Source organism: Bradyrhizobium acaciae, from assembly GCF_020889785.1.
Classification (GTDB): domain Bacteria; phylum Pseudomonadota; class Alphaproteobacteria; order Rhizobiales; family Xanthobacteraceae; genus Bradyrhizobium; species Bradyrhizobium acaciae.
The window spans coordinates 72557-96585 of record NZ_JACMYK010000013.1; the positions used below are offsets into that span (position 1 = coordinate 72557).

General features: G+C 62.4%; 24 protein-coding genes and 1 tRNA gene. 9 read left to right on the plus strand and 16 right to left on the minus strand.

Features of this window, described 5'->3' with window-relative positions; genetic code table 11:
• Nucleotides 1–363 precede the first annotated feature (363 nt).
• Together H8A92_RS08780 and H8A92_RS08785 are read right to left on the minus strand one after the other, a co-directional pair.
• Entirely contained in the window at nucleotides 364–1671 is a 1308-nt protein-coding gene (locus H8A92_RS08780; protein WP_229195442.1) for a tyrosine-type recombinase/integrase, read from the minus strand.
• A 213-nt stretch (nucleotides 1672–1884) separates the two neighbouring features.
• Nucleotides 1885–1959 (minus strand) — tRNA-Glu (locus H8A92_RS08785).
• 518 nt (nucleotides 1960–2477) lie between these two features.
• On the opposite strand from H8A92_RS08785, the gene H8A92_RS08790 reads away from it, so the two are divergent.
• Genes H8A92_RS08790 through H8A92_RS08800 form a run of 3 tightly spaced genes read left to right on the plus strand, consistent with a single transcriptional unit; the run spans nucleotide 2478 to nucleotide 5571 of the window.
• Entirely contained in the window at nucleotides 2478–2930 is a 453-nt protein-coding gene (locus tag H8A92_RS08790; protein WP_229195443.1) for a (2Fe-2S)-binding protein, read from the plus strand.
• 1 nt (nucleotide 2931) lies between these two features.
• Nucleotides 2932–5247, plus strand: coding sequence for a xanthine dehydrogenase family protein molybdopterin-binding subunit (locus tag H8A92_RS08795; RefSeq protein ID WP_229195444.1), 2316 nt, complete (start codon nucleotides 2932–2934; stop codon nucleotides 5245–5247).
• Between the two features lie 54 nt (nucleotides 5248–5301).
• Entirely contained in the window at nucleotides 5302–5571 is a 270-nt protein-coding gene (locus tag H8A92_RS08800) for a hypothetical protein (RefSeq protein ID WP_229195445.1), read from the plus strand.
• A 128-nt stretch (nucleotides 5572–5699) separates the two neighbouring features.
• On the opposite strand, the gene H8A92_RS08805 is transcribed toward H8A92_RS08800, so the two are convergent.
• The 3 genes from H8A92_RS08805 to H8A92_RS08815 all read right to left on the minus strand — a co-directional run bounded on the left by H8A92_RS08805 (nucleotide 5700) and on the right by H8A92_RS08815 (nucleotide 8657).
• Nucleotides 5700–7430 (minus strand): methanol/ethanol family PQQ-dependent dehydrogenase, encoded by a 1731-nt coding sequence (locus tag H8A92_RS08805; RefSeq protein ID WP_229195446.1) that lies wholly within the window; start codon nucleotides 7428–7430, stop codon nucleotides 5700–5702.
• Nucleotides 7431–7547: 117 nt separating this feature from the next.
• A complete protein-coding gene (locus H8A92_RS08810; protein WP_229195447.1) occupies nucleotides 7548–8195 on the minus strand; it encodes a QcrA and Rieske domain-containing protein in 648 nt (215 codons plus the stop codon).
• 126 nt (nucleotides 8196–8321) lie between these two features.
• Nucleotides 8322–8657, minus strand: a complete 336-nt coding sequence (locus tag H8A92_RS08815) for a hypothetical protein (protein WP_194458714.1) — start codon at nucleotides 8655–8657, stop codon at nucleotides 8322–8324.
• Nucleotides 8658–8722: 65 nt separating this feature from the next.
• Between H8A92_RS08815 and H8A92_RS08820 the strand changes: the two genes are divergently transcribed.
• Nucleotides 8723–9703 (plus strand): RluA family pseudouridine synthase, encoded by a 981-nt coding sequence (locus H8A92_RS08820; RefSeq protein WP_229195465.1) that lies wholly within the window; start codon nucleotides 8723–8725, stop codon nucleotides 9701–9703.
• A gap of 216 nt (nucleotides 9704–9919) precedes the next feature.
• Nucleotides 9920–10816, plus strand: a complete 897-nt coding sequence (rpoH, locus tag H8A92_RS08825; RefSeq protein WP_163152870.1) for an RNA polymerase sigma factor RpoH — start codon at nucleotides 9920–9922, stop codon at nucleotides 10814–10816.
• A gap of 164 nt (nucleotides 10817–10980) precedes the next feature.
• On the opposite strand, the gene H8A92_RS08830 is transcribed toward rpoH, so the two are convergent.
• From H8A92_RS08830 to H8A92_RS08860, 7 genes are all read right to left on the minus strand, one after another.
• Nucleotides 10981–11268, minus strand: a complete 288-nt coding sequence (locus tag H8A92_RS08830) for a DUF1330 domain-containing protein (RefSeq protein ID WP_229195448.1) — start codon at nucleotides 11266–11268, stop codon at nucleotides 10981–10983.
• Nucleotides 11269–11428: 160 nt separating this feature from the next.
• Nucleotides 11429–11887 carry a hypothetical protein gene (locus tag H8A92_RS08835; RefSeq protein WP_229195449.1) on the minus strand — a complete coding sequence of 153 codons (459 nt, stop codon included), beginning with the start codon at nucleotides 11885–11887 and terminating at the stop codon, nucleotides 11429–11431.
• A gap of 28 nt (nucleotides 11888–11915) precedes the next feature.
• The gene (locus H8A92_RS08840) at nucleotides 11916–12284 is read right to left on the minus strand and encodes a cupin domain-containing protein (protein ID WP_229195450.1); all 369 of its coding nucleotides are present in this window, start codon (nucleotides 12282–12284) and stop codon (nucleotides 11916–11918) included.
• A gap of 40 nt (nucleotides 12285–12324) precedes the next feature.
• Entirely contained in the window at nucleotides 12325–12630 is a 306-nt protein-coding gene (locus H8A92_RS08845) for a hypothetical protein (protein WP_229195451.1), read from the minus strand.
• A gap of 145 nt (nucleotides 12631–12775) precedes the next feature.
• A complete protein-coding gene (locus H8A92_RS08850; protein ID WP_229195452.1) occupies nucleotides 12776–13957 on the minus strand; it encodes a MarR family winged helix-turn-helix transcriptional regulator in 1182 nt (393 codons plus the stop codon).
• Between the two features lie 94 nt (nucleotides 13958–14051).
• A complete protein-coding gene (locus tag H8A92_RS08855; RefSeq protein ID WP_229195453.1) occupies nucleotides 14052–14651 on the minus strand; it encodes a hypothetical protein in 600 nt (199 codons plus the stop codon).
• A gap of 407 nt (nucleotides 14652–15058) precedes the next feature.
• On the minus strand, nucleotides 15059–15448 hold the full coding sequence (locus tag H8A92_RS08860; protein ID WP_229195454.1) for a DUF1330 domain-containing protein: 390 nt from the start codon (nucleotides 15446–15448) through the stop codon (nucleotides 15059–15061).
• A 479-nt stretch (nucleotides 15449–15927) separates the two neighbouring features.
• Here H8A92_RS08860 and H8A92_RS08865 point away from each other — a divergent pair, with 479 nt between their 5' ends.
• The 3 genes from H8A92_RS08865 to H8A92_RS08875 all read left to right on the plus strand — a co-directional run bounded on the left by H8A92_RS08865 (nucleotide 15928) and on the right by H8A92_RS08875 (nucleotide 18693).
• Entirely contained in the window at nucleotides 15928–16920 is a 993-nt protein-coding gene (locus tag H8A92_RS08865; RefSeq protein ID WP_229195455.1) for a TRAP transporter substrate-binding protein, read from the plus strand.
• Nucleotides 16921–17110: 190 nt separating this feature from the next.
• Entirely contained in the window at nucleotides 17111–17527 is a 417-nt protein-coding gene (locus tag H8A92_RS08870) for a lysozyme inhibitor LprI family protein (RefSeq protein ID WP_229195456.1), read from the plus strand.
• Nucleotides 17528–17871: 344 nt separating this feature from the next.
• Nucleotides 17872–18693: a phosphotransferase gene (locus tag H8A92_RS08875; RefSeq protein ID WP_229195457.1), complete on the plus strand. Its 822-nt coding sequence runs from the start codon at nucleotides 17872–17874 to the stop codon at nucleotides 18691–18693.
• Between the two features lie 566 nt (nucleotides 18694–19259).
• Here H8A92_RS08875 and H8A92_RS08880 read toward each other — a convergent pair.
• The 4 genes from H8A92_RS08880 to H8A92_RS08895 form a co-directional block, all read right to left on the minus strand.
• Nucleotides 19260–19877, minus strand: coding sequence for a peptidoglycan recognition protein family protein (locus tag H8A92_RS08880; protein ID WP_229195458.1), 618 nt, complete (start codon nucleotides 19875–19877; stop codon nucleotides 19260–19262).
• 34 nt (nucleotides 19878–19911) lie between these two features.
• Nucleotides 19912–21126, minus strand: a complete 1215-nt coding sequence (locus H8A92_RS08885; protein WP_229195459.1) for a GGDEF domain-containing protein — start codon at nucleotides 21124–21126, stop codon at nucleotides 19912–19914.
• A 700-nt stretch (nucleotides 21127–21826) separates the two neighbouring features.
• Complete coding sequence (locus H8A92_RS08890; RefSeq protein ID WP_229195460.1) at nucleotides 21827–22438, minus strand: LysE family translocator; 612 nt, start codon at nucleotides 22436–22438, stop codon at nucleotides 21827–21829.
• Nucleotides 22439–22548: 110 nt separating this feature from the next.
• Nucleotides 22549–22953 (minus strand): response regulator, encoded by a 405-nt coding sequence (locus H8A92_RS08895; RefSeq protein ID WP_229195461.1) that lies wholly within the window; start codon nucleotides 22951–22953, stop codon nucleotides 22549–22551.
• A gap of 158 nt (nucleotides 22954–23111) precedes the next feature.
• On the opposite strand from H8A92_RS08895, the gene H8A92_RS08900 reads away from it, so the two are divergent.
• Nucleotides 23112–23963 (plus strand): SDR family NAD(P)-dependent oxidoreductase, encoded by an 852-nt coding sequence (locus tag H8A92_RS08900; protein WP_229195462.1) that lies wholly within the window; start codon nucleotides 23112–23114, stop codon nucleotides 23961–23963.
• Nucleotides 23964–24029: the final 66 nt, after the last annotated feature.

Consider the following 24029-nt stretch of genomic DNA (forward strand, 5'->3'; position numbering starts at 1 on the left):
AGACTGACCCGAACATCGAGGAAAATGCGGACTGTGCGGTAGGCAAAGCAAGAAACCGCACAAGACGGAAGGAACAGCAATCTCCGTTAAATAAAAGGAAGGGCCTCTGCCATCATTACCACGGGCATCCATTATGACTCTTATGTCCGATGTACACCAATCTCGCCCCGCCAAGGCTGAAACTGTCGATGCGGATAGCTTACCGCTGATACAGCGCGTCGAGCGCGCCCTGCTTCTGCTCGCCTACTTCATCGAATTGGACGGTGACGTGCATCTCCCGCTGTTTGAGAGGCTCGAAGCCGAACTCGTTGAACTAAAACGGAGGGAGACGACGCGCGACCGGGCTCGCCGTCTGCTCCAGAGCTACAGCCGCGAAGGTGGCGTGAAGGCGATCGAGTGCAAAAACTTGAATTTGAGCTCCAGCGATGGCCCGTCCCCATATTTGGGCTTACCCGTGCTGTGACCCATCAAGCTATCGATGAGACTGTCCGGCGCTTCCGCTGCGATCAACCGATCTTTGAAGCTATGTCGCAGAGAATAGACCGTGTGCGCCTTCGTTGGCCGAAGATGGTTTTCTAGAAGGAACTTGTTCAGCGTTGCGGACAACGCTGAGGACTTATCCCGATAGCGCGGAAACCCGTCCGGTCGCAATTTCATGGCCGCGAGTGCCGCACCCACCAACGGGATTTTACGCTCCGAATCTTGAGTTTTCAGCACTCGGCCTTCGGGGACGATGTCAACATAAGGAATCGGTGCATCTAGATGAATTGCTTTTGCCTGGAGGTTAACAAGCTCAGAGGGCCTCAGCCCCGTATCCGCCAAAATGTAAAGGATCAGCCGGGCGTCCTCATTCAATCCATCTAGCGCGTGCTCGGCCATTAGCTTGTTTTGTATGAAGTCGGTCTCGTACGGCTTTCGGACACCTGCCCCGTCGGTATGGAGGCGCAGTCCTTTAAATATCTCGGGAACTCTAACACGACGGCGAATGCTAACCTCTTTGAGCATGCGGCTTAACATACCCATCGATTTATTGGCACTGCCTGCTTGAACCTCCTCTGCAAGGACGCGTTCACGCCACCATTCGACGTAATCGAGACCATCATCTTCGCTAAGTTCGGTTATAAGCTTGTCGCCAGTGATGCCGACAAGTTCGTTGACGACACGGACGCGTGAATTGCGCCAAACTCGAAGTTGATTGCGAGAAAATTTCTTTGTGCGGTCCTGCATAAGGTCTTCGTATTCGGTGAAGACCGTGGAGAGTAGGATGGACGGGCGAGGCTGTGTCCCGAGCAACGCGGCTCTCGCACCCGCGTCTACCCTCAAGTCACGCGCGCCCAAAGCGTCCAGCCGCTCGATGATCTTCTCAAGCGACGCCGAGACCAATTGGTCATTCTCAATATAGTCAAATCCCATGGCCCGCGCCCGGTGACGGGCTTGATCATGGCCTGCCGCTACTAGCTCGTCCCTTCCCGTGATCTGCGCCCAGAAGGCCTCCAATTCGCTATTCAGCCTCTCGGCTACCCGGAACGCTTGGCGGCCGGTTCGATCCTTAGCGACCCGGATTTTTGTGGACTGACGAACGATGCCCCGTTTGTCGTACTGGGAGAACTCTGCGGGGACCCTGCGCACAAAGTGCCATGTGCCGTCCCGGCGGGTAAGAAAGTCAGGCATGACCCACCCCGCTGTTGGACGGATTGTTAGACGTTTTGTTGGACGCTTTTGGGTTCAGGGCCATGCTCCGAGCCGGATAATCCGGATAGAGCGTACCGTCGCCATCCTGCGAAATGGCGGGAATATTTGGTATTTTCAATTTTTTGCCTCCGATTGGAGGCTCTTAGAAACGCCACGCGCTCAAAAAAATTGGCGGACGGGAGATCCGTCGTGTGGCGCTCCCTAGGGGAATCGAACCCCTGTTTCAGCCTTGAGAGGGCCGCGTCCTAACCGCTAGACGAAGGGAGCGTTGAGGGGGAAGGCAATAGCCTCGAAATCGCCCCGCCGCAAGATGGCTTGTGCATTGCGGCGTGGATTTTGTCATCCATGCTTACCATGCCGTGCCCGCGGTTTCAGCACGGAAAGGGGTCCCGGAGCGCCCTGCCCAAGGCGCCCCGCGCGGATCAGCGATGCGGCCGCACACCATCATCGATTGCATGATGACCACGTCAGGATGTCATCTCTGCATCATGCACGGCCCTGCTTTTGACAAACCGCAAATGCAAAACAGCTCCCTGTAAAACACCTGCCTGTGAAGTCACCCGGCGACTGTCTCTGCTAACATCGCAGCTATTCACCATGCTGCGCCTGCACGGCGCCGGACGAGCGAGAGGAGTGCTTGGAACAAAGCGCAGACCTTGGCGCACGGCAAATTTGGCTCACGAATATCTTGGCACAACAAACATCAGCGCGGCCGCAGGCGATGGAAGACGTTCCGCAGCTCGCGCCGCAACCGGTCAATAGCTTAAGCAGAGCGAGGACAGACCATGATCAAACTAAAAATCAACGGCCAGGAACAGAATTGGGACGGCGACCCGGATCTTTCGCTGCTGTGGTATCTCCGTGACGAAGCCGGCCTCACGGGCACCAAGTTCGGCTGCGGCCAGGCACTGTGCGGCGCCTGCACCGTGATCGTCGACAAGGAGGCGGTCCGCGCCTGCATCACCTCGGTCTCCGACGTCGTCGGCCGCGAGGTTACCACCATTGAGGGGCTGCACCCGACCGGCGACCATCCGGTGCAGAAGGCATGGCGCCAGGTCAATGTTCCGCAATGCGGCTACTGCCAGGCCGGCCAGATCATGCAGGCGGCGGCGCTGCTCGACCAGAACCCGAAGCCCGACCACGACCAGATCCGCGAAGCCATGTCGGGCAATATCTGCCGCTGCGGCTGCTATCAGCGGATCGAGAATGCGGTCCATCTCGCATCGACGGGAGTGTGACATGAACATCATCACCAATCCCAGCAAGCTTCGCGGCTTCGAGAAGCACGTGAAGGTCGAGAACGTTTCGCGCCGCAGCATCCTCAAGGGGCTCGGTATCGCAGGCAGCTTCGTGCTCGCCGCACCCGTGATGACGCGCCAGGCGTTCGCCTATGAAACCGGAGCCGGCAAGATGCCGCACGGCGTCGTGGTCGATCCGCGCGTGTTCGTCGCGATCGCCCCCGACGGCACCGTCACCATTCTCGCGCACCGCTCCGAGATGGGAACCGGCGTCCGCACCAGCCTGCCCTTGATCGTCGCCGAGGAGATGGAGGCCGACTGGTCGCGCGTCCATGTCCAGCAGGCGCATGGCGACGAGGTCAAGTTCGGCAACCAGGACACCGACGGCTCGCGCAGCACGCGGCACTACCTGATCCCGATGCGCCAGATCGGCGCCTCGGCGCGTTCGATGCTGGAAGCCGCCGCCGCCAAGAAGTGGGGCGTGCCGGTCACCGAGGTGAAGGCGCAGAACCACGAGGTGGTACATAGCGCGAGCGGCCGGAAGGCCGGCTTCGGCGAACTCGCGGCCGACGCCGCCAAAGAGTCGGTGCCGAGCATCGAAGGCCTCAAGCTGAAGGATCCGAAGGACTTCCGCTATCTCGGCAAGGGCCAGGTCTCGATCGTCGACCTGCACGACATCACCACCGGCAAGGCGAATTACGGCGCCGATGTCCGCCTGCCCGGCCTGAAATACGCCGTGATCGCGCGTCCGCCGGTCACCGGTGGCAAGCTCAAGTCGTTCGACGACAGCGCGGCCAAGAAGGTGCCCGGGGTCGAGAAGGTGATGGAGGTCAAGGGCTGGCCATGGCCGTCCAAGTTCCAGCCGCTCGGCGGCGTCGCCGTGATCGCACGCAACACGGGAGCTGCGATCAAGGGCCGCGACCAACTGAAGATCGTCTGGGATGACGGCGCCAACGCCAAATACGACTCGGTCACCTATCGTGCCTCGCTGGAGGAGGCCGCGCGCAAGCCGGGCCTCATCGTGCGCAAGGAAGGCGATGTCGATGCGGCGCTGAAGAGCGCCGACAAGGTCATCACAGGCGAATACTATCTGCCGCATCTCGCCCATGTCAGCATGGAGCCGCCGGTCGCGGTTGCCGACGTCAAGGGCGACAAGGCCGAGATCTGGGCCCCGGTGCAGAGCCCCGGCGGGACCCGCGAGGATGTCGCCAAGACGCTCGGGATTCCCGAGGACAATGTCACCGTCAACGTGACGCTGCTCGGCGGCGGCTTCGGCCGCAAGTCGAAATGCGACTTCGCGCTCGAGGCGGCATTGCTGTCGAAGGAACTCGGCGCGCCGGTCAAGGTGCAATGGACCCGTGAGGACGACGTCCATCACGACTTCCTGCACACGGTCTCGGTGGAACGGATCGAGGCCGGTCTCGACAAGAGCGGCAAGGTGATTGCGTGGCGGCACCGCAGCGTGGCGCCGACCATCGCCTCGACCTTCGCCGCCGGCGCCAATCACGAAGCGCCGTTCGAGCTCGGCATGGGCCTGATCGACAACCCGTTCGAGATCGCCAATCTGCAGTGCGAGAATCCGGAAGCGGCCGCATTCACGCGGATCGGCTGGTTCCGCTCGGTCTCCAACATCCCGCGCGCCTTCGCGGTGCAATCGATGGTCGGGGAAATCGCGCATGCGACGGGTCGCGACCAGAAGGAGATGCTGCTGGAACTGATCGGTAGCCCGCGGATCGTCAACCTGTCCTCGGTGAAGGATCCCTGGAACTATGGCGAGCCCTATGACAGCTACCCGATCGACACCGCGCGCCTGCGCAAGGTGGTCGAGCTGGTCGCCGAGAAGGGCGAATGGGGACGCACGGTGCCGAAGGGCCATGGCCTCGGCATCGCGGTGCATCGCTCGTTCGTCAGCTACATCGCGACCATCGTCGAGGTCGCGGTCGACGACAAGGGCAAGTTCACGGTGCCGCGGGTCGACACTGCGATCGATTGCGGCACTTACGTCAATCCGGAGCGGATCCACTCGCAGATCGAAGGCGCTGCGATCATGGGGCTGAGCCTCGCCAAATACGGCGAGATCAGCTTCAAGGACGGCAAGGTGCAGCAGAGCAATTTCGACGACTTCCCGGTGATCCGGATCGACGAATCGCCTGCGATCACCAACGTCTACATCGTGGCGCCCGGAGCGGACACGCCGCCGAGCGGCGTCGGCGAACCCGGCGTGCCGCCGTTCGCGCCTGCCCTGATCAACGCGATCTTTGCCGCCACCGGAAAACGCATCCGCGCGCTTCCGATCGGCAAGCAGCTGGAGACCTGAGGAACGTTAGGCGAGACGGGCAGTTCTCATCGATCGATACTCTGGAGCAGATCGATGAGAACCCCACCTCAGAAATTCGGGACGCTCGCGGCATTCTTGTCCGCGGGCGTCTTTGTTTTTGGCGCGCAGGCTTTCGCACAGACGGCTTCGCCGCCGAGCACAACGGCAACGCGTCCGGCCAAGGTGCTGCCCGACCAGACCTCGGCTCCGAGCAACGCTCCGCCGGCAACCACCGGCCAAACCACCGGTGAGGCCGCCAAGGACCCCACGATCAAGCAGATGAACGACGACGAGAAGCGGAAGGTCGACACCAAGGGCAAATAGAAAAGCAGATCGGGAAGCGGCCGGTCTCCCCAACCGCCGCTTCCCGATCGCATCGCCCCCTGTCGGCCGAACCAAGACCCCGAGTTTCGGCCCTGATTTAGTCAGAACCGAGGCTCAGGCCGCGTGCCTTACTTCTTGTCGAGCGCGAACACCCAGATCACGCCGCCTTGCGGGACGTTGTTCTCGAAGCCCTTGACCTTGCCGGCCAGCGCATCCTGGATGCGCTGCGCGTCGACGCCCCAACCCGACTGGACCGCGATGTACTGCGTTCCATCGACCTCATAGGACATCGGCATGGCCATGATGCCGGAGTTGGTCTTCTGCTCCCACAACAGCTCGCCGGTCTTGGCGTTGAAGATGCGGAACATCCGGTCGTTGGTGCCGCCGGCGAGAACTAAGTCGCCCGCGGTCGCCGTCACCGAGCCGAACAGCTGCGAGGTCTTGAAGTCGTGCTGCCAGACCTTCTTGCCGGTCGCCGGATCCCACGCCTGCAACTCGCCGAAATGATCGGCGTTCGGTGCCGGCGTCAGTCCGATGTCCTCCGGCTTGGTGCCGAGCCAGAGCTGGCCGGGCACCAGCGGCTGCTTCTCGCCCGTGAAGCCGCCGCAGAAGTTCTCGTTGGCGGGAACGTAGACGAGCTTGGTGCTCTGGCTGTACGCCGCCGACGGCCAATCCTTGCCGCCCCACAGCGACGGGCAGAACTCGACCCGCTTGCCGAGCACCGGCTTGTGCTCGGGATCGACGATCGGCCGGCCGGTCTCGGCCTCGATGCCCTTCCAGACATTGGTCTTCACGAACGGCCAGCCGGACACGTAGTTGATCTTGTCGGGCTTGTTCTCGAGCACCCAGAAGATCGCGTCGCGTCCCGGGTGGATCAGGCTCTTGAACGAACGTCCGTCACGCTGCAGGTCGACCAGCATCGGCGCATCGACCTCGTCCCAGTCCCAGGAATCGTTCTGGTGATACTGGAAGTGCTTCTTGATCTTGCCCGTCTCGGGATCGAGGCCGATTACCGAGCTGGTATAGAGGTTGTCGCCGGCGTGCGCCGAGCCCGGCCAGGGTGCGGCGTTGCCGATGCCCCAGAGGATCGTCTTGTTGTCCTTGTCATAGGTGCCGGTCATCCAGGCCGATCCACCGCCCGACTTCCAGTCGTCACCGCTCCAGGTCTCGTGTCCCGGCTCGCCTTCGGCCGGGATGGTGAAGGTGCGCCAGAGCTCCTTGCCGCTGTCGGCGTCGAAGGCGACGACATAGCCGCGCACGCCGAACTCGCCGCCGGAGCCGCCGACGATCACCTTGCCGTCGACCACCAGCGGCATCAGCGTCAGGTACTGACCCTTCTTGTAGTCCTGGACTTTGGTGTCCCAGACCACCTTGCCGGTCTTGGCGTCGAGCGCGACGACATGGTCGTCGGTAGTGGCGAAGTAGACCTTGTCCTGCCACAGGCCGACACCACGGCTGGTCGGATGCAGCTGGAACAGATCGTCGGGAAGCTGCCGCTTGTAGCGCCAGTACTCCTCGCCGGTCTTGGCGTTGAGCGCGATCACCTGCCCCATCGGGGTCGCGGCGAACATTACACCGTTGTTGACGATCGGCGGCGCCTCATGGCCCTCGATCACGCCGGTCGAGAAAGTCCAGACCGGCTTGAGGTCCTTGACGTTGGAGGTGTTGATCTGGTTGAGCGGACTATAGCCCTGTCCGTCATAGGTCCGGCGATACAGCATCCAGTTGCCGGGTTCGGGATTTTCGAGACGCGCTGAAGTCACCGAACTGTAGTTTTCGATCGGCCCCGCGACGGCATAGGTCGAAATGAGGCACGTGAATGCGACACAACTCGACAGTAACCACTGCTTGCTTGTCATGAGATGCTACCTCCCTGCTCTGTTTTGATTTTTTCAGTCTTGCGCATAATTTTTCGGAAAACCGCTTCGCACTTTTCCGGATCATGCTTCAGGTCATGCAGAAATCCCGATCTGGCCTCATCCTCCCTGCTGAGCACCCACCTTCCCGACGAATGGCGCTGCGACCGTGATCGCGCCGTCGGCAACCGTCAGCGGCAATGCCGCGAGGCGACGTGGCGCCGGCCCGAACACGACCTGCGCATTCTGCCGCGGATCGTATTCGGAGTTGTGACAGAGGCATTTCAGAACGTTCTTGTCGCCCTGCTCTTCCTTCAACCAGGCGGTGATCGGACATCCGGCATGCGTGCAGACGACCGAGTAGCAGACGATGCCGTCGGGCGCGCGGGCGCGCGTGGCATCGTCGAGTTCGTTCGGATCGAGCTTGACCAGCACAACCTCATTCAGCCGCGAACCTTTGCGGACGACGGAGGTCTTCGGATCTTGCGGCCAGGCGCGAACCGGCGGACCACCGAGCTTCAGATCATCCGACTTGATGACCTGGCCGGCCTTGTCGCCTTCGGCGCGCACCAGCACGTCGGCCTTTTGCGGTCGCTCGCTGGCGCCGGGCTGTTCGTCATCGTCGGCGGCCGCAGGCTCGATCGCGGCGAGACAGGCGCAGCCTGCGAGCGCCGTCAACACTGCGCGGCGCGTCGGGTCGGCGCACGAGCCCGACACATCGGACTCACCAGACTGTTCGATCGAAGCGCTGGAGTTGGCTTGCGACATGGCGCAAGCTGAACGCGCAACTCAGCCGAAAAGATGGCGGCACACCTTCTCGATGCGCGAACGCATGCGCAAAAAATACGCTGCAGCTTTCGGTTGATCGACCGCGCGGCTTCGCGATCGCTGCGATCAGGGCTCGTTGACGAAGCTCAGCCTGCCGGCAGGTTTCAGCGTCTTTGCATCAAATGTGCGGATCTCTGTTGCACCGCCCACATCGAGCGTGAGGATCAATCGCTCGCCGGCGACACCGGTCGAGACGATGCGCGCGCCCTTCGGCAACGCAGCAGTGACGTCGGATACCGAAACAGGGCTTCCCTCGCTGCGATAAAGGCGGTAGCCGATGGCAATCAATACGACGGCCACGGCCAGTGCCGAGGTCAGGCCCGCGATCAGCATCATGCGCCGTACCCGCGCGATCAGCGCGGCCTGGTCGGGGGTCGGTTCGGTCACAGCGGTGTCGGTCATCACAAGGCTCTATATCTTTGCAACAGGTCGATTTGAATCAGGTCTCTTCGAATGGCGGTCGGAAGCTGGAGGTCATCGTCGCGGGCGACGAGGGCTCGGCCCGGCTTGACCGCGTGCTCGCGCAGCGCACTCCGGAGCTGTCGCGGTCCCGGCTGAAGGCGCTGATCCTCGCCGGTTCCGTGACCGTCAAGGACGCCGTCGTCCGCGACCCCGCTTATCATGTCGTCCAGGGCGATACGATCATAATCGACGTGCCGGAGGCCGCGCCCGCCGAGCCGAAGGGCGAAAACATCGCGCTCGATATCGTGTTCGAAGACGACGACATCATCGTCATCGACAAGCCCCGGGGCCTGGTCGTGCATCCGGCGGCCGGCCACGCCACCGGAACGCTGGTCAACGCGCTGATCGCCCATTGCGGCACCAGCCTGTCCGGCATCGGCGGGGTCAAGCGGCCGGGCATCGTGCACCGGCTCGACAAGGACACCACCGGGCTGATGGTGGTGGCCAAGAACGACCACGCCCATCAGTCGCTGACCGCACAGTTCGCCGACCATGGCCGCACCGGCCCGATGGAGCGCGGCTACATGGCGTTCGCCTGGGGCGTGCCGAACCGGCCCCACGGCACAATCGATGCGCCGATCGACCGCCACCCGCACGCCCGCGAGAAGATGGCGGTCCGCCAGGGCGGCCGCGAGGCGATCACCCACTTCGAGGTGCTCCAGAGCTTTGCCGGCCGCGGCGGCAAGCCGGTCGCCTCGCTCTTGGCCTGCCGGCTCGAGACCGGACGGACCCATCAGATCCGGGTCCACCTTGCTCATCTCGGCCACCCCTTGATGGGCGACAGCGTCTACGGTCCGCACTTCAAGACCAAGGCCGGCCATCTCGGGCCGGAAGGTAAGGACGCACTTACCGCGCTCGACCGGCAAGCCCTGCACGCCTATCTGCTGGCTTTGGAGCACCCCCGCACCGGGGAACTTTTGCACTGGGAAGCGGCTCTGCCGGAGGATTTGCTTCTCCTGCAACGGGCGCTGGCAGCGGCGGTATGACGCACCCCTCCCGGAAAAGCCACGCTATGACAATAGGTTATAGCTGGCACACGGGGACGTGACGTCAGCAATCCTTCCCTATCACGGACGGTTTAGTGTATGTTGCACCTGCGCTGAATATCCAGCGCGGAACATCGCAGCCTGGCTGGCTTTAACCCAGCGGCCACCTGCCGGGCCCGCCGCTATCGGGGGTCTGAACCACTGGAGGGCGCTCGAATGGCCCGTACAGCTACGTTACCGGTCCTCAATGGAGAATCCGGTCTTTCCCGTTACCTCGCCGAGATCCGCAAGTTCCCCATGCTGGAGCCCCAGCAGGAGTACATGCTCGCCAAGCGTTGGCGCGAGCATGATGATCGCGACGCGGCGCATAAGCTCGTCACCAGCCATCTCAGGCTCGTGGCCAAGATCGCCATGGGCTATCGCGGCTACGGCTTGCCGATCTCCGAGGTCGTCTCGGAAGGCAATGTCGGCCTGATGCAGGCAGTGAAGCGATTCGAGCCCGAGAAGGGCTTCCGTCTCGCCACTTACGCCATGTGGTGGATCAAGGCGTCAATACAAGAGTACATTCTGCGTTCCTGGTCGCTCGTGAAGATGGGCACCACCGCGAACCAGAAGAAGCTGTTCTTCAACCTGCGCAAGGCGAAGAGCAAGATCTCCGCACTGGAAGAGGGTGATATGCACCCCGACCAGGTGAAGCTGATCGCCAAGCGCCTCGGCGTGACCGATCAGGACGTGGTCGACATGAACCGCCGCCTCGGTGGTGACGCGTCGCTCAACGCCCCGATCCGCGACGACGGCGAGGCCGGTGAATGGCAGGATTGGCTGGTCGACAACTCCCCCAACGCCGAAGCCATGATGGCCGAGAGCGAGGAGTTCGATCATCGCCGCCAGGCCCTGAACGGTGCGATCGGCGTGCTTAACCCGCGCGAACGCCGCATCTTCGAGGCGCGTCGTCTGGCGGATGAGCCGATGACGCTGGAAGACCTCGCCGCCGAGTTCGGCGTGTCGCGCGAGCGCGTGCGGCAGATCGAGGTCCGCGCCTTCGAAAAGGTGCAGTCGGCCGTCAAGGGCACGATTGCCCGGCAGGAAGCAGCGCTCGAAGCCGCGCACTAACCGCGCGGCGAACGAGCCAACGAGAGATGAAAGCCGGCGGCAACGCCGGCTTTTTTGTTGCCATCGATCGGGCTGGCACCCTTGTCAGAGGCCCCTTGCGGGCGCCGCCGCCGCTCTTGGCCATGTCGGCTCAGGGCAACCGGGAGACACTGGCTCTCCGGCCTTCAGGTGCCCGGAAACGCCCAAACGTTTATGGTGGCGGCACCATCGCGCAGCTTCTTTATCGGCGCATAGTCAGGAGAATTCCAGAAGGCACGAATCGCCTGCATGTCGGGAAACTCGAACATGACCACCGGCCGCGTATCGTGATCGCCTTCGAACACTTCGACCTTTGCACCTCTAGCGGCAATTTTGCCGCCAAAGCTGGCGATGAAAGGAACAACCGCTTCGCGGTATTTCTGATATTGGGCCTCGTCCGTAATTGTTGCTTGAACAATGAAATAAGCGGGCATAGGCGCGCCTTGCTTAATTTGGATTGCGGTTCTGGGCGGTCTAAGCGTAGCGGGCCGGTTGTCGGATGTCGACACTGCCGATGTCGGCCTCGGGTCAGTTCATCAAACGCGTCCGTGGTCCGCCGCAAGCCGTGGCCGACAACTGTGAACCATTTACGGCCTACCGCGCTTCCGCAGAAATACGATAGGTTTGATGGCAGGCAACGCAATTCCTCATCGTATCGGCAAGCGCCTTGTTGATTTTGGCCGCCGGCGCGCGCGCAGTCGCCTGCTCGGCGATCTGGTCAAAGCCGCTCCGGACCGAGCCGATCATCGCTTTCCAGGCATCGCTTTCCTTGGCGGCCAGGGTCGGCGGCCGGGCCAGCGCGGCATTGGCCTTGCGGCCGCGCGCCGCTGCTTCACGCGCGACCAGATCCAGATCGCCCGAGCCAAGCCCTTCCTCGACCTCCACGATGGAGGCCAGGAACAGCCGCATCTGCTCCAGCACGAAGGCTTTCTCCGTGTCGGTTCGCTGCACGGGCTCTCGTGTATCGGTCGTTTCGTCAGCCCCTGCCGGACACGCAATTGCGCCAAGCAATGCAGACAGAGTGATGACGATCAGGGCGATCCGGTAACGCATGATGCAAGTCCAGTGTCTCATGGCCGGATCACTTTCGCTCCACCAGAAGCGCTCGACAGTCCGTGTCGCCGACGTTTTCAGCCGTATGCGAGGCAGTGATGGGCCCCGCGCTGGCCGCTCCGGCCCTGTTCTTCAGTTCGCGCGTCGTGCCGTCCGGATTGTGGACCCGCACGGTGCAATCATCGAGCGCGTAAACCACGAAAGGAAGCGGGTGCGAATGCGGCTTGTCCGTTGTGCCTTTCTTCCAGGTCGCCGCGATTACACGAAAGCTTTGATCTTCGAAGATGACCTTATAGACCGTCGGATCGGCCTGATAGGAGGGAGGAGCCTCCTGCGCCGAGGCCGAACCGATCCAGATCGCGGCAACACCCAATCCAAACATCGAACGTCTGACCATGAACAAATCCTTTTCGGAAAAAAATATCGAGGTTGAAGCGCTAAAGCAGACCTTGGGCGGCGGCGTTGTCGCGATCGACCTGCCGTTGCCGGACAATCGACAGCTCTCTGCTGCACGCAGCGAACGTGTCTGTTCCCACGCTCATTCCGAACATTCCACAGAACCGGCGATCCTCATCGGCGACCGTCCGCACGACGTCGGCACGTGCCGCGGCGTACATGGCAGGACCTGCGATCAACGCGGCATACAGGCCAAAAGCGGCCACGATCGCAATGAGCAGGCTGTATGCGAGCGAACGGACCGGCACGGCAGTGAAGCCGCGCGCGCCGCCATCGGTTTCGGTCATCAAAATTTTCCTTGAGCAATAAATTTAAGAAATAGACCGGCCCGTGGGGGCAACGCCGGGCCGCAGATGAGTCTAGCTTTTCCGGGCGATATGCAGTTGGAAAACTTTGCGCCTATCGAAGGCGCGGAGAAAAGTCACGGACAGGTCAGTCCACGGTCAAGAGGTGAGCGGCGGAGCGGCGCCGAGCCTCCGTCCAATCGCGCATCGCCACCAGATTGACCGCATCGTGCAGATACATTCCAACCGCAAGGCCACGATCGTAGCTCGCCCAGTGGCGCGGCGTGATCTCGATGCTCCGGCCGCCGCGCCCAATGATCCTGACGAGACCGGCCGCCTGCGCGGCGTTCATCAGATTGCGGATATGGGTTCGCGAGACGCCGAAGCGATCAGCCACATCCATGTAGGGGATCGCTGCGGTCGGATCGCCCGCATCGATCGCGGCCTTCAGGACGGCATTCTGAATCAGCGGCCCCGCGGCATGGGAAAAGAACAGCATCGTGTCCGGCAACGTCATCATGAGCCGAACGGAGACGGGAAAGAACGGCAGGCCCACGCGGCAGTGGGTCACGTTGAAGGCCTGATTTCGCGCCAGCACCGGGCGGTAATCATGATCGGGGTACAATTTGGCAAGCGGCACGAAGTGCGTCGCTAGCCACTCGGCGTGATGCGAGCGCAGCTTGTCCGTGGTCGCCAGCAGCCGCACGCGCCGGTCAGCGGGCGCGCGGTTCTGCTCGATAAAGCCGACCTCGCACAGCCGTGCCAGCAGATGATCCACCTGCCGGTCACTCGCGTGTCCATGCATACTGAGCTGCCGCTTCAGCGCGGAGACCGTGAACCAGGTTTCGCGGCGCGCCGGATCCTGTGCCGCTTCGAGCACCGCTGCGCTCAGGAAAACGAGGAATCGGCCGGCCTGGAGCAGCAGGCGGACCAGGAACGGATCACCCTCGTATAGATCACAGAAAGCCGCGATATAGGCGCGCCGCGCCTCCGGCAGCCGAGGATGGCTTACGATCTCCTCGAAGCTCAGCCGTAACCGGCGGCCCGCCAGGCGCTCGAGTTCGTCTTTTTCCAAGCCTGCCCCCAGTCTTGACCTTGACGAGGGTATAAGGCCACCGCGAGCTGGGCAATGCTTTCCTGCAGCTTTAGCCCGCAAGATCGCGTGGCGAACGAGCCAACGGACACGAAAGCCGGCGGCAACGCCGGCTTTTTTGTTGCCTCCAGGATCGGCGGAGCCAACGGCTCCGCGCAGCGCGCGGCCCGATGAGAAACTCCGCGATACCCATGTTCCCACCGCGCAGCACGTCCACCTGGCTACGAATGTCCGCATCGGCCTCGGGAGCTGACAAACGAGGCGCTGTTGGTCATGTCTGCTGAAGACCAAAAGGAGACTGAGACGAGGCAGGTCCCTTTCGATCGGTCCATTAATCGTTGCCATACCCCTTGAGCGTGGCCGACATCTGTCCTTTCTCCTTCAACCAGTTGGGCCAGCTGTCCGGACGGGGTGTTACTGGATCGGTAGTCAATTCAAGGATAACACGCTTGAGTTCGACCCCTTCTCCAAAGCCGCGAGCCAAATTATCGGGAGGGAGAGTCAGGTATTTGTGCTCACCGTTCTCATCTACAAATCGAATGAGTTGGGTCAAAGCGATGAAAGGCACATCGCGCGGCCCGCTTTGACGAAGCAACTCGTCAAGTGCTGCCTTCTTCTGCTTGAACTCGATACCGCCGCCAGATTTGCGATAGGCTGCAAAAGGCAAACATCCGAGATCATCAAATAGACAGAAGACCTGCTTGTTGCGCTCAAGCTGTTGCGCCGGGGTTCGCGCTGCATGGTCGAACGTCAGGAAGAGCATGCCCTTCTCGCCGAGATCGACGGTTGGCGCATAGCCGACTGGCACAGGAAACGAATTGAATTGGCTCGGAGACCAGCTCGGCTCAATGTTGTAGGACAGGTCGATGACGCTCGACCCGGCTTTCAATTGGTCGCCATCCTGAACTTCGACGGTCAAACGATAACGCACATGAACGTTGTAGAAGCTGAACCATCGCGACTATGATGGCGACCGAACCAAAGAGTATTCCGAGAACGGTCGTAAAGCAGCCTCTCATTCGATACGCACCTCGCGGCCCGGTCACGCGATCACGCAAGCCAAGGGCGCCTCAGGTTGCAGTATCTTGTTGAATCAACGTTTAAGACGCATGGAAAATTGCCGGGGCTAATCCGGTGTGGTGTCCGCTACGAGTCCAAAAAGGCGACATTCGCTACCGCGTTTTGGCCTTCGACTGTCAGCACGAGTCGAAGCAATCTTGCCATGGCTTACTTCCCAACCGTCTTTTGCTAAATTGCAAAGCCGCGCTAACGACTCTGGAAGGAAGGCCGCCATGGCAGGCGGCCTCCTGGTTGGCTATTGCGGCACGCGGTCCGAGGCTACTTCTCGACTTCGACGGCATACCGGCGCACGACCTTGACCGCCTTGTCACGCTGGGGAGCAAGGTCCGTCCAGGCTTTCGATTTGTAGAATGCCACCGCGTCATCTACGCTGTCCCATTCCGTGAGCGCTGCACTCTTGGGAGGTGCGCCACCCTCTATCTGAACAACACGTCCGCCCGCGGTACGCAAAGCGCGACCATGAGCTTCTGCGATGAGATTACGAGCCGTTGGCAGGTAAGCGGCTTGGGCCGAAGCATCGAGGATTTCATTTTCGCTGATGACGTAGGCCTTCAACTTTGCCCCCTGAGCGTGGAGGCCTTGAACCGCGATAGCGCCAATTGCCACGCCTGCGAGCATTATCATTACGCTCTCAAATTTCGGTCTCATGGCAAATTCCCTCCGTTGGGTACACAAATCGACAGTCGTGTGGCTAGGGCAATGGTGCCCTAGCGTGAGTCGCGATGGCCGACTCAAAGTTCATCAGTTTGGCGACGGAGTGCAGCACTTCCGTTTGGGGTCGGCCTGAACCGCCAACTGCCTAACTGGTTCGACAGCAACGGAAATGACCGGTTCTAAGCTTGTGGGCTTGGGAGCTGATTGGCTAAGGCGACCTCCTCGGGGTCAGATCGGGTTTCCGCTTCGCCCCGAAAAGCAGGCATCCCGGATTAGCATCCACCCTGCTCGCCCCACTGCCGCGACATGCTGCGATCTCGGCGTCGGTCGAGCAGGCGCATGGTTTCGGCGCTCCAATCAATCGACAATACATCGGCATCTGTGCATCATCATCGATGGACACGACGTTCGCCTGTCCCTCACCGACAGCCATTATGCCGAGGAACGTCTTGAGACAGGATTAGGAGCGACCCATGATGCGGCGCAGCTTTGTCGGTTTCATCTGCGCAGCTCTGCTGTGCTTGTTTGAGCAGCCGGCTCTCGCCCAAGTCACCTGGCAAATGGCAACGGAATATCCGCAAACCAACATTTCGGGTGTGGGGCTGACAACCTTTTCCAAGCTCATATCAGCACACACCAATGGCTTCGTCACGGTAAGGACGTCTTTCGACAACGAGCTGAAAATCGGTTCGGCTGAGATGATCGGCGCAGCTCGCGATGGTCGGGTCACCGGCGGTGATGCATTTGCAGCCTCGCTCGAAAAAACTGATCCCGTTTTTGGTTTGCCGACATTGCCATTCCTGGTGCAGTCGTTCGAAGTTGCGCGCGCTTTGAATACAAGGGCACGGCCACTTTATGAGAAAGCCCTCGAGGCGCAGAATTTGAAGCTTTTGTACATGACGATCTGGCCGGCGACGGGCCTCTGGTCGGATCGAGCGCTCAACAGCGCGAATGATCTTAGCGCATTGATGGTCAGAACCTATGACAACAATTCGGCCGAGGTACTCCAGGCGGCCGGTGCTCACGCCGAATATCTGCCGTTCAGCGAGGCGATTCCCCGACTAAAGGACCATAAACTGAATGCGATCCTCTCGTCCGGCGATGGAGGTGCGGGCCGGAAACTTTGGGAAGATTTGCGGTACTTCACGGCAATCAATTATGCCACTTCGGTTTCGATCGCCTTTGTCAGGCTGGACGCATTCGCCTCGCTTTCGAAGCCTGTCCAGGAACAGGTGATGGCTGCCGCGACGGAAACGGAAAAGAGCCAGTTCGATCTGATCGACCGCCGTACCGCTGATAACTATGCTCGAATGAGAGCTAACGGCGTGAACATCTCAGACCCCGCCCCGCTGCCTCTCATTGCCGCTCTCAAACGGGCGGCTGCCATGCCGATCTCCGCCTGGAAGGCCAAGGCACCGGTTGAAGCCGTGGCGATAGCCGACTGGGCGAGCGAGCAGAAAAACTAGGATTGGGTTGGGATCAGATTTCCGGGTCAATCGCGTCGGTTTGGAGTGGTCGCGCTGACGACCGGTCTACCCCACATTGCCGACATATGGGCGACGGGCCGTGACCAGAGCCTCGCGGGCGTCGCCGCCGCAAAAGCGACACGAAATGATTGCGCCATTGGGCGTCGTTAAACCATAGGTGTCAGCTCCCGTGACCTTCAAATATGGCTTTGTCGGCCTGCTCGTGATCATCGCTCCGTGCGCCCATGCACAATCGGACGCCGAGATGGCAGCATGCGTCGATCGTTCGGACGGCGTTTCAAGCAGGATGCTGGATTGCGGTAAGACCGAGATCGACAAATGGGATGCGCGGTTGAACGCCGCATACCAGTTGCTGCTGCATCGAGAAAGCGGCGCAGGGCGGGCGAAGCTGCAGGCAGACCAGAGGGCCTGGCTCCATCATCACTTGAGCGAAACCCGCCGTCTCGCCAGCGACCCGGACGCGGGCTCCGGGGCCTTCATGACCTCGCAGAGCTTCGAATTGGATGACATCGCCAAGCGCACGCGTGAATTGGAACGCGCCCTTGGCAATGCACGCCAATCTGAAGCGTCTCAACCACTGAGATGACCGCATCTGCAGGATGGTGGGGCCAACGGGTCCGCGCAGCGCGCGGCCGATGATAAACTCCGCTACACCCATCATCCCACCGCGCAGCACAAGGTTGATGGGTATCGCTTCGCTCCACCCATCCGGAGCTACGAACGTCCGCAGCAGCCGCGAGAGCGGACAAACGAGGCGCACCTGGCCATGCCGGCCAAGAGCCAGAGCCGGACTTGTCTCAAACCGCTGGGCCATCTTGGCAAACGCCGCGGCGGGGGACAAGCCACGATCATGGCTGGCAGCCAGGATCGCGGGAGCGTTCTCTTTTGGCCGCCGCCGGTGTTGGGTCGTGACCGGCGGGAGGATAGGCGATGCAGGGATCCCTCGGCGAGAAGATCAACCAGGGCGGCACGGCTGATATCCACGCCTGGGCGCCAGGTCGGGTCGTAAAACTGTTCAAGGAAGGTTTTCCGCCGCGGCTCGGCCGGCAAGAGGCGCGGATGACCCGGGCAGTCTTCGCCGGCGGGCTGCCTGCGCCGGAGGTGTTCGGCGAGGTGACGCTCGACGGACGCTTCGGCATCGTGCTCGGCCGCCTCGACGGACCGACGCTGCTGCAGCTCACGCGCAGCGGCGGCGTGACGTTCGCCCAGGCGGGCGCGATCCTTGCGTCCCTCGGCCTGTCCGTTCACAGGATGGCGCCGCCGCCGGAGGCCATCGATCTGCGCCGCTGGATGGACACCGCCTTCAGGCACTCGGGCGGCATCGTGCCCAGGCACATCGCCTCCGGCATCCTCGCGCTGATCGACGACCTGCAACAGCCGGAGGACGGGCTGTGCCATGGCGACATCCATCCCAACAACGTGATCATGACGGCGGATGGTCCGCGGCTGATCGACTGGACCTTCTCGATCCGCGCGCCTGCAGCCCTCGATCACGGGCTCACTCACATCGGCTTGACCGAGTTTGCCCTCGACACTACCGACAATCCGCAGCGGCCGCTTGCGGTCAATGCGGCCGCGCAATCCGAATACGCGCGGCTGACCGGCACGCCGATAGCGGCTCTGACGCAAGCGATGGAGACCTGGCTGCCGATCGCGATCGTTCGCTACTTCCTGATCATGGGCGGGCCGACAAGCGAGCGATGGCGGCGGATGATGCAGCGCGCCGAAGCGGCCCTGCGCCCGCAGGACTGAAGCGTTCATCGCGCGCGCGTGGCCGATAGCGACGGACCTCCGGTTCACATCGGAGAGCCGACGTTCCCGATGGTCATACAGATCGTCGGCTAAGGGCCCAACACCAGACGCTTACTCCGCCTTGGAGCGCCTACGCATCGCGATGTCCGGGACGAAGCTTATTCGCATCAACAACACTCGCCCCCATGTGCTTGACGAACACCGCCTCCAGTAGCCTAAGTTCAGAACGATTGAGTTGGTCGGGATCGAGACCGTCCGCCGTTACGAGCCATCTGGCGAAGTCATCCGCCGCCACTGGCCCAATTTCTGGAAATGAAGTCGGAGACGTGCAGTCGCTTGCCATCCCTGACGCAGCCACACCAACCCAGCTTCACGCAGAATTCGTGCATCATCCCGTCAAAAGCATTCGGTCGTCCCATCCAAGACTCCCAATACTACACCGATGGACGATAGCCCATATTCATCCCCGGCGTCCGCAATGGTCACAAACCGATATCCTTGAGTCCGGATGGGATTTCCGCTTCGTCCCGAAGACAGGCATCCCGGATTTCGGTGAGTACCCGCCCCTACTCGCCCCACTCTCGCGCCATGGTCGCGAGCGCGCAGCCTTCGCAGTAGCGGGCGTCCTTGAAGTCGATCCAGTTGTGCGCATAGACGCGGTCGAGCGGAATGCCGTAGCGCGCACGCAGCACCTTCACCAGCACGCGCCACGCGGCGATCTGGGCGTCGGTCGGGCCTTTGGTGACATCTGGAAAATTGCCGGCGAACTCGACGCCGATCGACGTGTCCTTGTTCACCTGGTGATAGGTCTTGCTGTTGTCGATGTACTTGTTGTCGTTGCGATCGGCGCCGTCGGTGTGGGTCGGAACCAGGTTGTCGGCGACTGCCCAATAGACCGTGCCGTCGGTTTCGACCCAGACCATGACGCCGCGCCTTGTCGGGTTCTTGTGCTGCTCTTGCGCGCCGTAGCGTGCCGAGCCGGTCGGTCCCTCGGTCTGGTGCACGATGATGTTGCGCCAGGGATGCGATCTGGCGACGTCGCCCCAGGGCGACAGCCAGACCATTTTCAAGCCGGGAATCTCGGGCGAGCCTTGCGACCGCGCGATCGCTGCGAGATCGGGGGATTCGGCCAGGGCTGCGGACGACAGGACGAGTGCAAGGAGTGCGGCGAGCAGGCGGAGCATCGGAAGGATCCAGTGTGGTCCCTCGTTAGCACGCTCAGGCGCGCTTGCGCAGGGTCGCCTCCAGCGCCTCGACCGTCTCCGCCGGCAGCTTTGGCTCATAGGCCGCGTAGCCGTTCTTGCCGCCCTTCTTGGCGTCGTAGAGCGCATGGTCGGCGGCGGCGATCAGGCGGTCGGGATGCATGCCGATCTCGCGGGTCCACTGCGCGACGCCGATCGAGACCGCGATCGGGATGTCGTTGCCGGTGCATTGCTCGGCATCGGCGCGGCAGACCTCCAGCACGCGGCGCGCGATCATCGCGCCCTCGCGCAGCGTCGAGGACGGCAGCACGATGCAGAACTCGTCGCCGCCGGTGCGGGCCAGCATGTCGCCCGGGCGAAGCCTGGTCTGTGCCATCAGCGTGAAGTGCTGCAGGCAGGCGTCGCCGGCGGCGTGGCCATGGGTGTCGTTGATGCCCTTGAAGCCGTCGAGATCGATCACCAGCAGCGCGAACGCCTCGCCGTTGCGGTCGGAGCGCGCGCATTCCTCGGTCAGCCGCTGCAGCAGATGACGGCGGTTGCCGACGCCGGTGAGGTCGTCGAGCAGCGCGAGGTCGGCGACCTCGTTGCGGAGCCGGTCGATCGCCATCAGCAGGAAGCCGAAATTGAGCGCCATCGACAGGAACACCATCAGCAGGATCACCAGCGACTGGCCCGCACTGAAGCGAACGAAGGAGTACTCGCCGGGCTGCAGCAGGGCGCCGACCAGGCGCAGCGCGTAGATGGCGATCAGCACGGAAGAGACGATGCCGGCCAGCCGCGCGCCGGGGCTGACACGGCCGTTCTCGGGCGACAGCAACAGCTTCAGCGTCAACGCCAGCGGCGTGACCTGCGCGACAGTGTAGACCAGGATGCGCATCGGCATGCTGTCATAGGCAAAGATGAAGACGCCGAGGCCGATGAAGGCGAGCGCGGCTGACAGCGCGGTGCTGCGCCAGCCGATCGGCTTGCCGTAGAACCGCTCGATGCCCATCGCGGCAAGGCCGGCGGCGAACGTCATCAGCGTCCCCGCCCCAAGCAGCGGCAGCAGCGAGTCCGTCATCATCACACGGAGCATCGCGCTGGCCGCACCGGCGGAGGCGACGAAGGCGGAGGCGGTCCAGAACCGCGCGGCGCCGAAAGCTGGATAGCTGCGCGCGACATAGGCCCAGATCAGGCCGAGCGCGAGAAAATTGATAATGAATACCGTCCAAAGCGTCGGAACGCTCAACATCGCCCCTGTTCGAGACCCGTATCGGCCTCGCCTCTCCTGAAATGACCGTCCGCCCCTAGGGCGTTTCCCCGATGACAATCCCCGTTGTCTTGCCGACAGGATGCGGCCGCGCCGCTTAACGGACCGTCACTCGCCTCGCGTCAATCCGTGCTGTGGTTTTGAATTGATGAACACGCGCGCATCGACCGTTTGCGCATCGTTAAGCATGACCGATGCGACGACGCTGCGAGCGCGACACGCGCATACGTGCGAAAAAGCTGGCGAAAACACGTAACAGCTGTGGATAACACGATGACGGCGCCGTGACAGCACGCGGCAGCCGCCTCCGAATCTGCTGAGTTTGGTACTGAGGATGTTGCGAGGCTGGCCCTCCGCCAAGCATGCCTCGGAGTCGCGTTCAATCCATGAAACCTTGAGAGGATACTATGGCTAAGAAAGCGAAGAAGGCGAAGAAGGCGAAGGCGAAAAAGGCGACGAAGAAGAAGGCCGCCAAGAAGTAGCGAATTCCAGCCCGGGTAGCGGCTCCTGCCCTGCCCGGGCACCCGGACCGGGACGACCGGCCGCAACGACGCCAGCCGCGAATTCATCAACCCGAAATTCACCAGTCTTCAATCGATCGGCCTCCGGCAGGTGGGGGCAAGGCAGCAGGCGCAAGGCCTGCTTTTTTATTGCCTCGATCAGGACCCGAGCGAATGCCGCGTCAGCGCTCCGCGAAGGCGAGCTTGGCGCCGAGCAGGGCAAAGCCCGCGGCAAAGCTGCGCCGCAGCCAGGCCATCACCTTCGGCCGGGTGATGACGCGGTCGCGCACCGATGCCGCGAACAGCCCGTAGACCGCGAACACCGCAAAGGTCATCGCCATGAACACGAAGCTGAGCTCGACCATCCGCGCCAGCGGATGCGGCTCATCGACGGCGATGAACTGCGGCAGGAAGGCCAGGAAGAAGATCGACAGCTTCGGATTGAGGATGTTGATCAGGATCGCGGTCACGATCACCCGCCCGCGCGAGCGCGGCTTGATCTCGGTATCGACGGCCAGCGCGCCGCGCTCGCGCAGCGCCTGCCAGGCCATGTAGAGCAGGTAGACCACGCCGCCCCATTTCAGCGCCGCGAACGCCATGGCGCTGGTGTGCAGGATGGCGGCAAGCCCGAGCATCGCCGCGATCATCTGCGGCACGATCCCGAGCGTACAGCCGAACGCCGCCGCCACGCTCGCCCGCGAGCCCCGGGTCAGCGCCACCGCGAGGGTATAGAGCACGCCGGTGCCGGGCGAAGCGACCACGATCAGGGTGGTCAGCAGGAAGGACCAGGTCATTTCAAATCCTCAAGCCTGCCACGGGCGGTCGGCCGTCGGAAATATCACGGTGGCCGGGCGGGCGGAAGCAGCAACCTTCCGGCAGCCGTCCGCCCGTGCTGACAACTCCGTTACGAGGGCCCGCGCGAGCCGCGGCCGAACAGCGCCGACGCCTTGGTCTCGGCGAGGCGGATCACGTCGAGCGGCGCCCAGGGCTTGGACCAGAACATCGCGCCATCGGGCAGGCGCTGCCGCAGCGGCCGGCCCGAGGTGACGACCACATCGAGATCGGGCTTGTATTTCTTCGCAGCGTAAGCGAGTTCGATGCCGGTCATGTGTCCGGCCAGCTCGACATCCGTCATCATCAGCACGACATTGTCGCCGTTACCCTGCAGCACCAGCTCGGCGGCCTCGGCGCTCTCGCACGAGATCACGTCGAACTCGCTCTCCTCCAACAGGAGGCTGATCATCTCGCGCTGCATCGGATCGTCCTCGACGATCAGGGCCTTCGCGCGATAGGGCTTTGACTGTCCCACGGTAGGCCTCCCTTGGTTTCAATGCTTCGGTTCGAGCACGTGACAAATGTTAAATGCCTAAAATCGCTGGATGGTTCAGTTCCAATTTGAGAAAAGCAAGGAAACCGCCATGTTCCCGCCTCGCAACCGCCCCCTCGTTCAAATGGAGCTGACCTGACATGACCGCGATCTCTGGATCCGCCGCCGCCGTGACCGGAGCCGCCAGCGGCATCGGCCGCGCGCTCGCGCAGGAACTCGCGTTGCGCGGCTGCGACCTCGCGATCGCCGATCGCGACGAGGCCGGGTTGCAGGCTGCCGCGGCCGAGATCGCCAAAGTGAGCCGGCGCAAGGTCACGGCGCATCGGCTCGACGTCAGCGAGCCCGGCCAGATCACGGACTTCGCGCAAGCCGCCGGCGCCGCGCATCCCGGGCTCAACATCGTCGTCAACAATGCCGGCGTCGCACTGCTCGGCCAGTTCGGCGAGATCGAGCAGGCGCAGATGGAGTGGCTGTTCAATATCAATTTCTGGGGCGTTGTGCACGGCACCCGCGCCTTCCTGCCGCAGCTTGCGCGGCAGCGCGAGGCGCATATCGTCAACATCTCCTCGATCTTCGGCATCGTCGCCCCGCCCGGCCAGAGCGCCTATTGCGCGGCCAAGTTCGCGGTGCGCGGCTTCTCGGAAAGCCTGCGCCACGAGCTTGCGGTCGCGGGCAGCCCGATAAAACTCTCCGTCGTGCACCCGGGCGGCGTCGCCACCAACATCGCGCGCAACTCGCGCACCGGCACCGGCGTCACCGACAATGCCCGGCGCGTGCAATCGATCGAGCGTTTCGACGCGTTGGCCAGGACCACGCCGACCGCCGCCGCACAGCGCATCATCACCGGGATCGAAAAGAACCAGCCGCGCATCCTGATCGGCAACGACGCCCGCTTCATGGACCTGCTGCAACGCTTCCGCCCCGGGACGTACTGGAACGTGCTGCAGCGGCAGATCGAGAAGGCGACGGCGAAGGTGGCCGGGGCGAGTTGAACGCGCGAGGACGCGCAGTTGCCCTGTGCACATTAACCGGTGTCGTCATTGCCTAGAGTGATGAGA

Excerpts from the sequence above, each read along its gene's own strand:
- H8A92_RS08780 (WP_229195442.1), bottom strand. The coding sequence starts at position 1,671 with ATGCCTGACTTTCTTACCCGCCGGGACGGCACATGGCACTTTGTGCGC.
- H8A92_RS08790 (WP_229195443.1), top strand. The coding sequence starts at position 2,478 with ATGATCAAACTAAAAATCAACGGCCAGGAACAGAATTGGGACGGCGAC.
- H8A92_RS08795 (WP_229195444.1), top strand. The coding sequence starts at position 2,932 with ATGAACATCATCACCAATCCCAGCAAGCTTCGCGGCTTCGAGAAGCAC.
- H8A92_RS08800 (WP_229195445.1), top strand. The coding sequence starts at position 5,302 with ATGAGAACCCCACCTCAGAAATTCGGGACGCTCGCGGCATTCTTGTCC.
- H8A92_RS08805 (WP_229195446.1), bottom strand. The coding sequence starts at position 7,430 with ATGACAAGCAAGCAGTGGTTACTGTCGAGTTGTGTCGCATTCACGTGC.
- H8A92_RS08810 (WP_229195447.1), bottom strand. The coding sequence starts at position 8,195 with ATGTCGCAAGCCAACTCCAGCGCTTCGATCGAACAGTCTGGTGAGTCC.
- H8A92_RS08815 (WP_194458714.1), bottom strand. The coding sequence starts at position 8,657 with ATGACCGACACCGCTGTGACCGAACCGACCCCCGACCAGGCCGCGCTG.
- rpoH (WP_163152870.1), top strand. The coding sequence starts at position 9,920 with ATGGCCCGTACAGCTACGTTACCGGTCCTCAATGGAGAATCCGGTCTT.
- H8A92_RS08830 (WP_229195448.1), bottom strand. The coding sequence starts at position 11,268 with ATGCCCGCTTATTTCATTGTTCAAGCAACAATTACGGACGAGGCCCAA.
- H8A92_RS08835 (WP_229195449.1), bottom strand. The coding sequence starts at position 11,887 with ATGCGTTACCGGATCGCCCTGATCGTCATCACTCTGTCTGCATTGCTT.
- H8A92_RS08840 (WP_229195450.1), bottom strand. The coding sequence starts at position 12,284 with ATGGTCAGACGTTCGATGTTTGGATTGGGTGTTGCCGCGATCTGGATC.
- H8A92_RS08845 (WP_229195451.1), bottom strand. The coding sequence starts at position 12,630 with ATGACCGAAACCGATGGCGGCGCGCGCGGCTTCACTGCCGTGCCGGTC.
- H8A92_RS08850 (WP_229195452.1), bottom strand. The coding sequence starts at position 13,957 with ATGCGGACATTCGTAGCCAGGTGGACGTGCTGCGCGGTGGGAACATGG.
- H8A92_RS08860 (WP_229195454.1), bottom strand. The coding sequence starts at position 15,448 with ATGAGACCGAAATTTGAGAGCGTAATGATAATGCTCGCAGGCGTGGCA.
- H8A92_RS08865 (WP_229195455.1), top strand. The coding sequence starts at position 15,928 with ATGATGCGGCGCAGCTTTGTCGGTTTCATCTGCGCAGCTCTGCTGTGC.
- H8A92_RS08875 (WP_229195457.1), top strand. The coding sequence starts at position 17,872 with ATGCAGGGATCCCTCGGCGAGAAGATCAACCAGGGCGGCACGGCTGAT.
- H8A92_RS08880 (WP_229195458.1), bottom strand. The coding sequence starts at position 19,877 with ATGCTCCGCCTGCTCGCCGCACTCCTTGCACTCGTCCTGTCGTCCGCA.
- H8A92_RS08885 (WP_229195459.1), bottom strand. The coding sequence starts at position 21,126 with ATGTTGAGCGTTCCGACGCTTTGGACGGTATTCATTATCAATTTTCTC.
- H8A92_RS08890 (WP_229195460.1), bottom strand. The coding sequence starts at position 22,438 with ATGACCTGGTCCTTCCTGCTGACCACCCTGATCGTGGTCGCTTCGCCC.
- H8A92_RS08900 (WP_229195462.1), top strand. The coding sequence starts at position 23,112 with ATGACCGCGATCTCTGGATCCGCCGCCGCCGTGACCGGAGCCGCCAGC.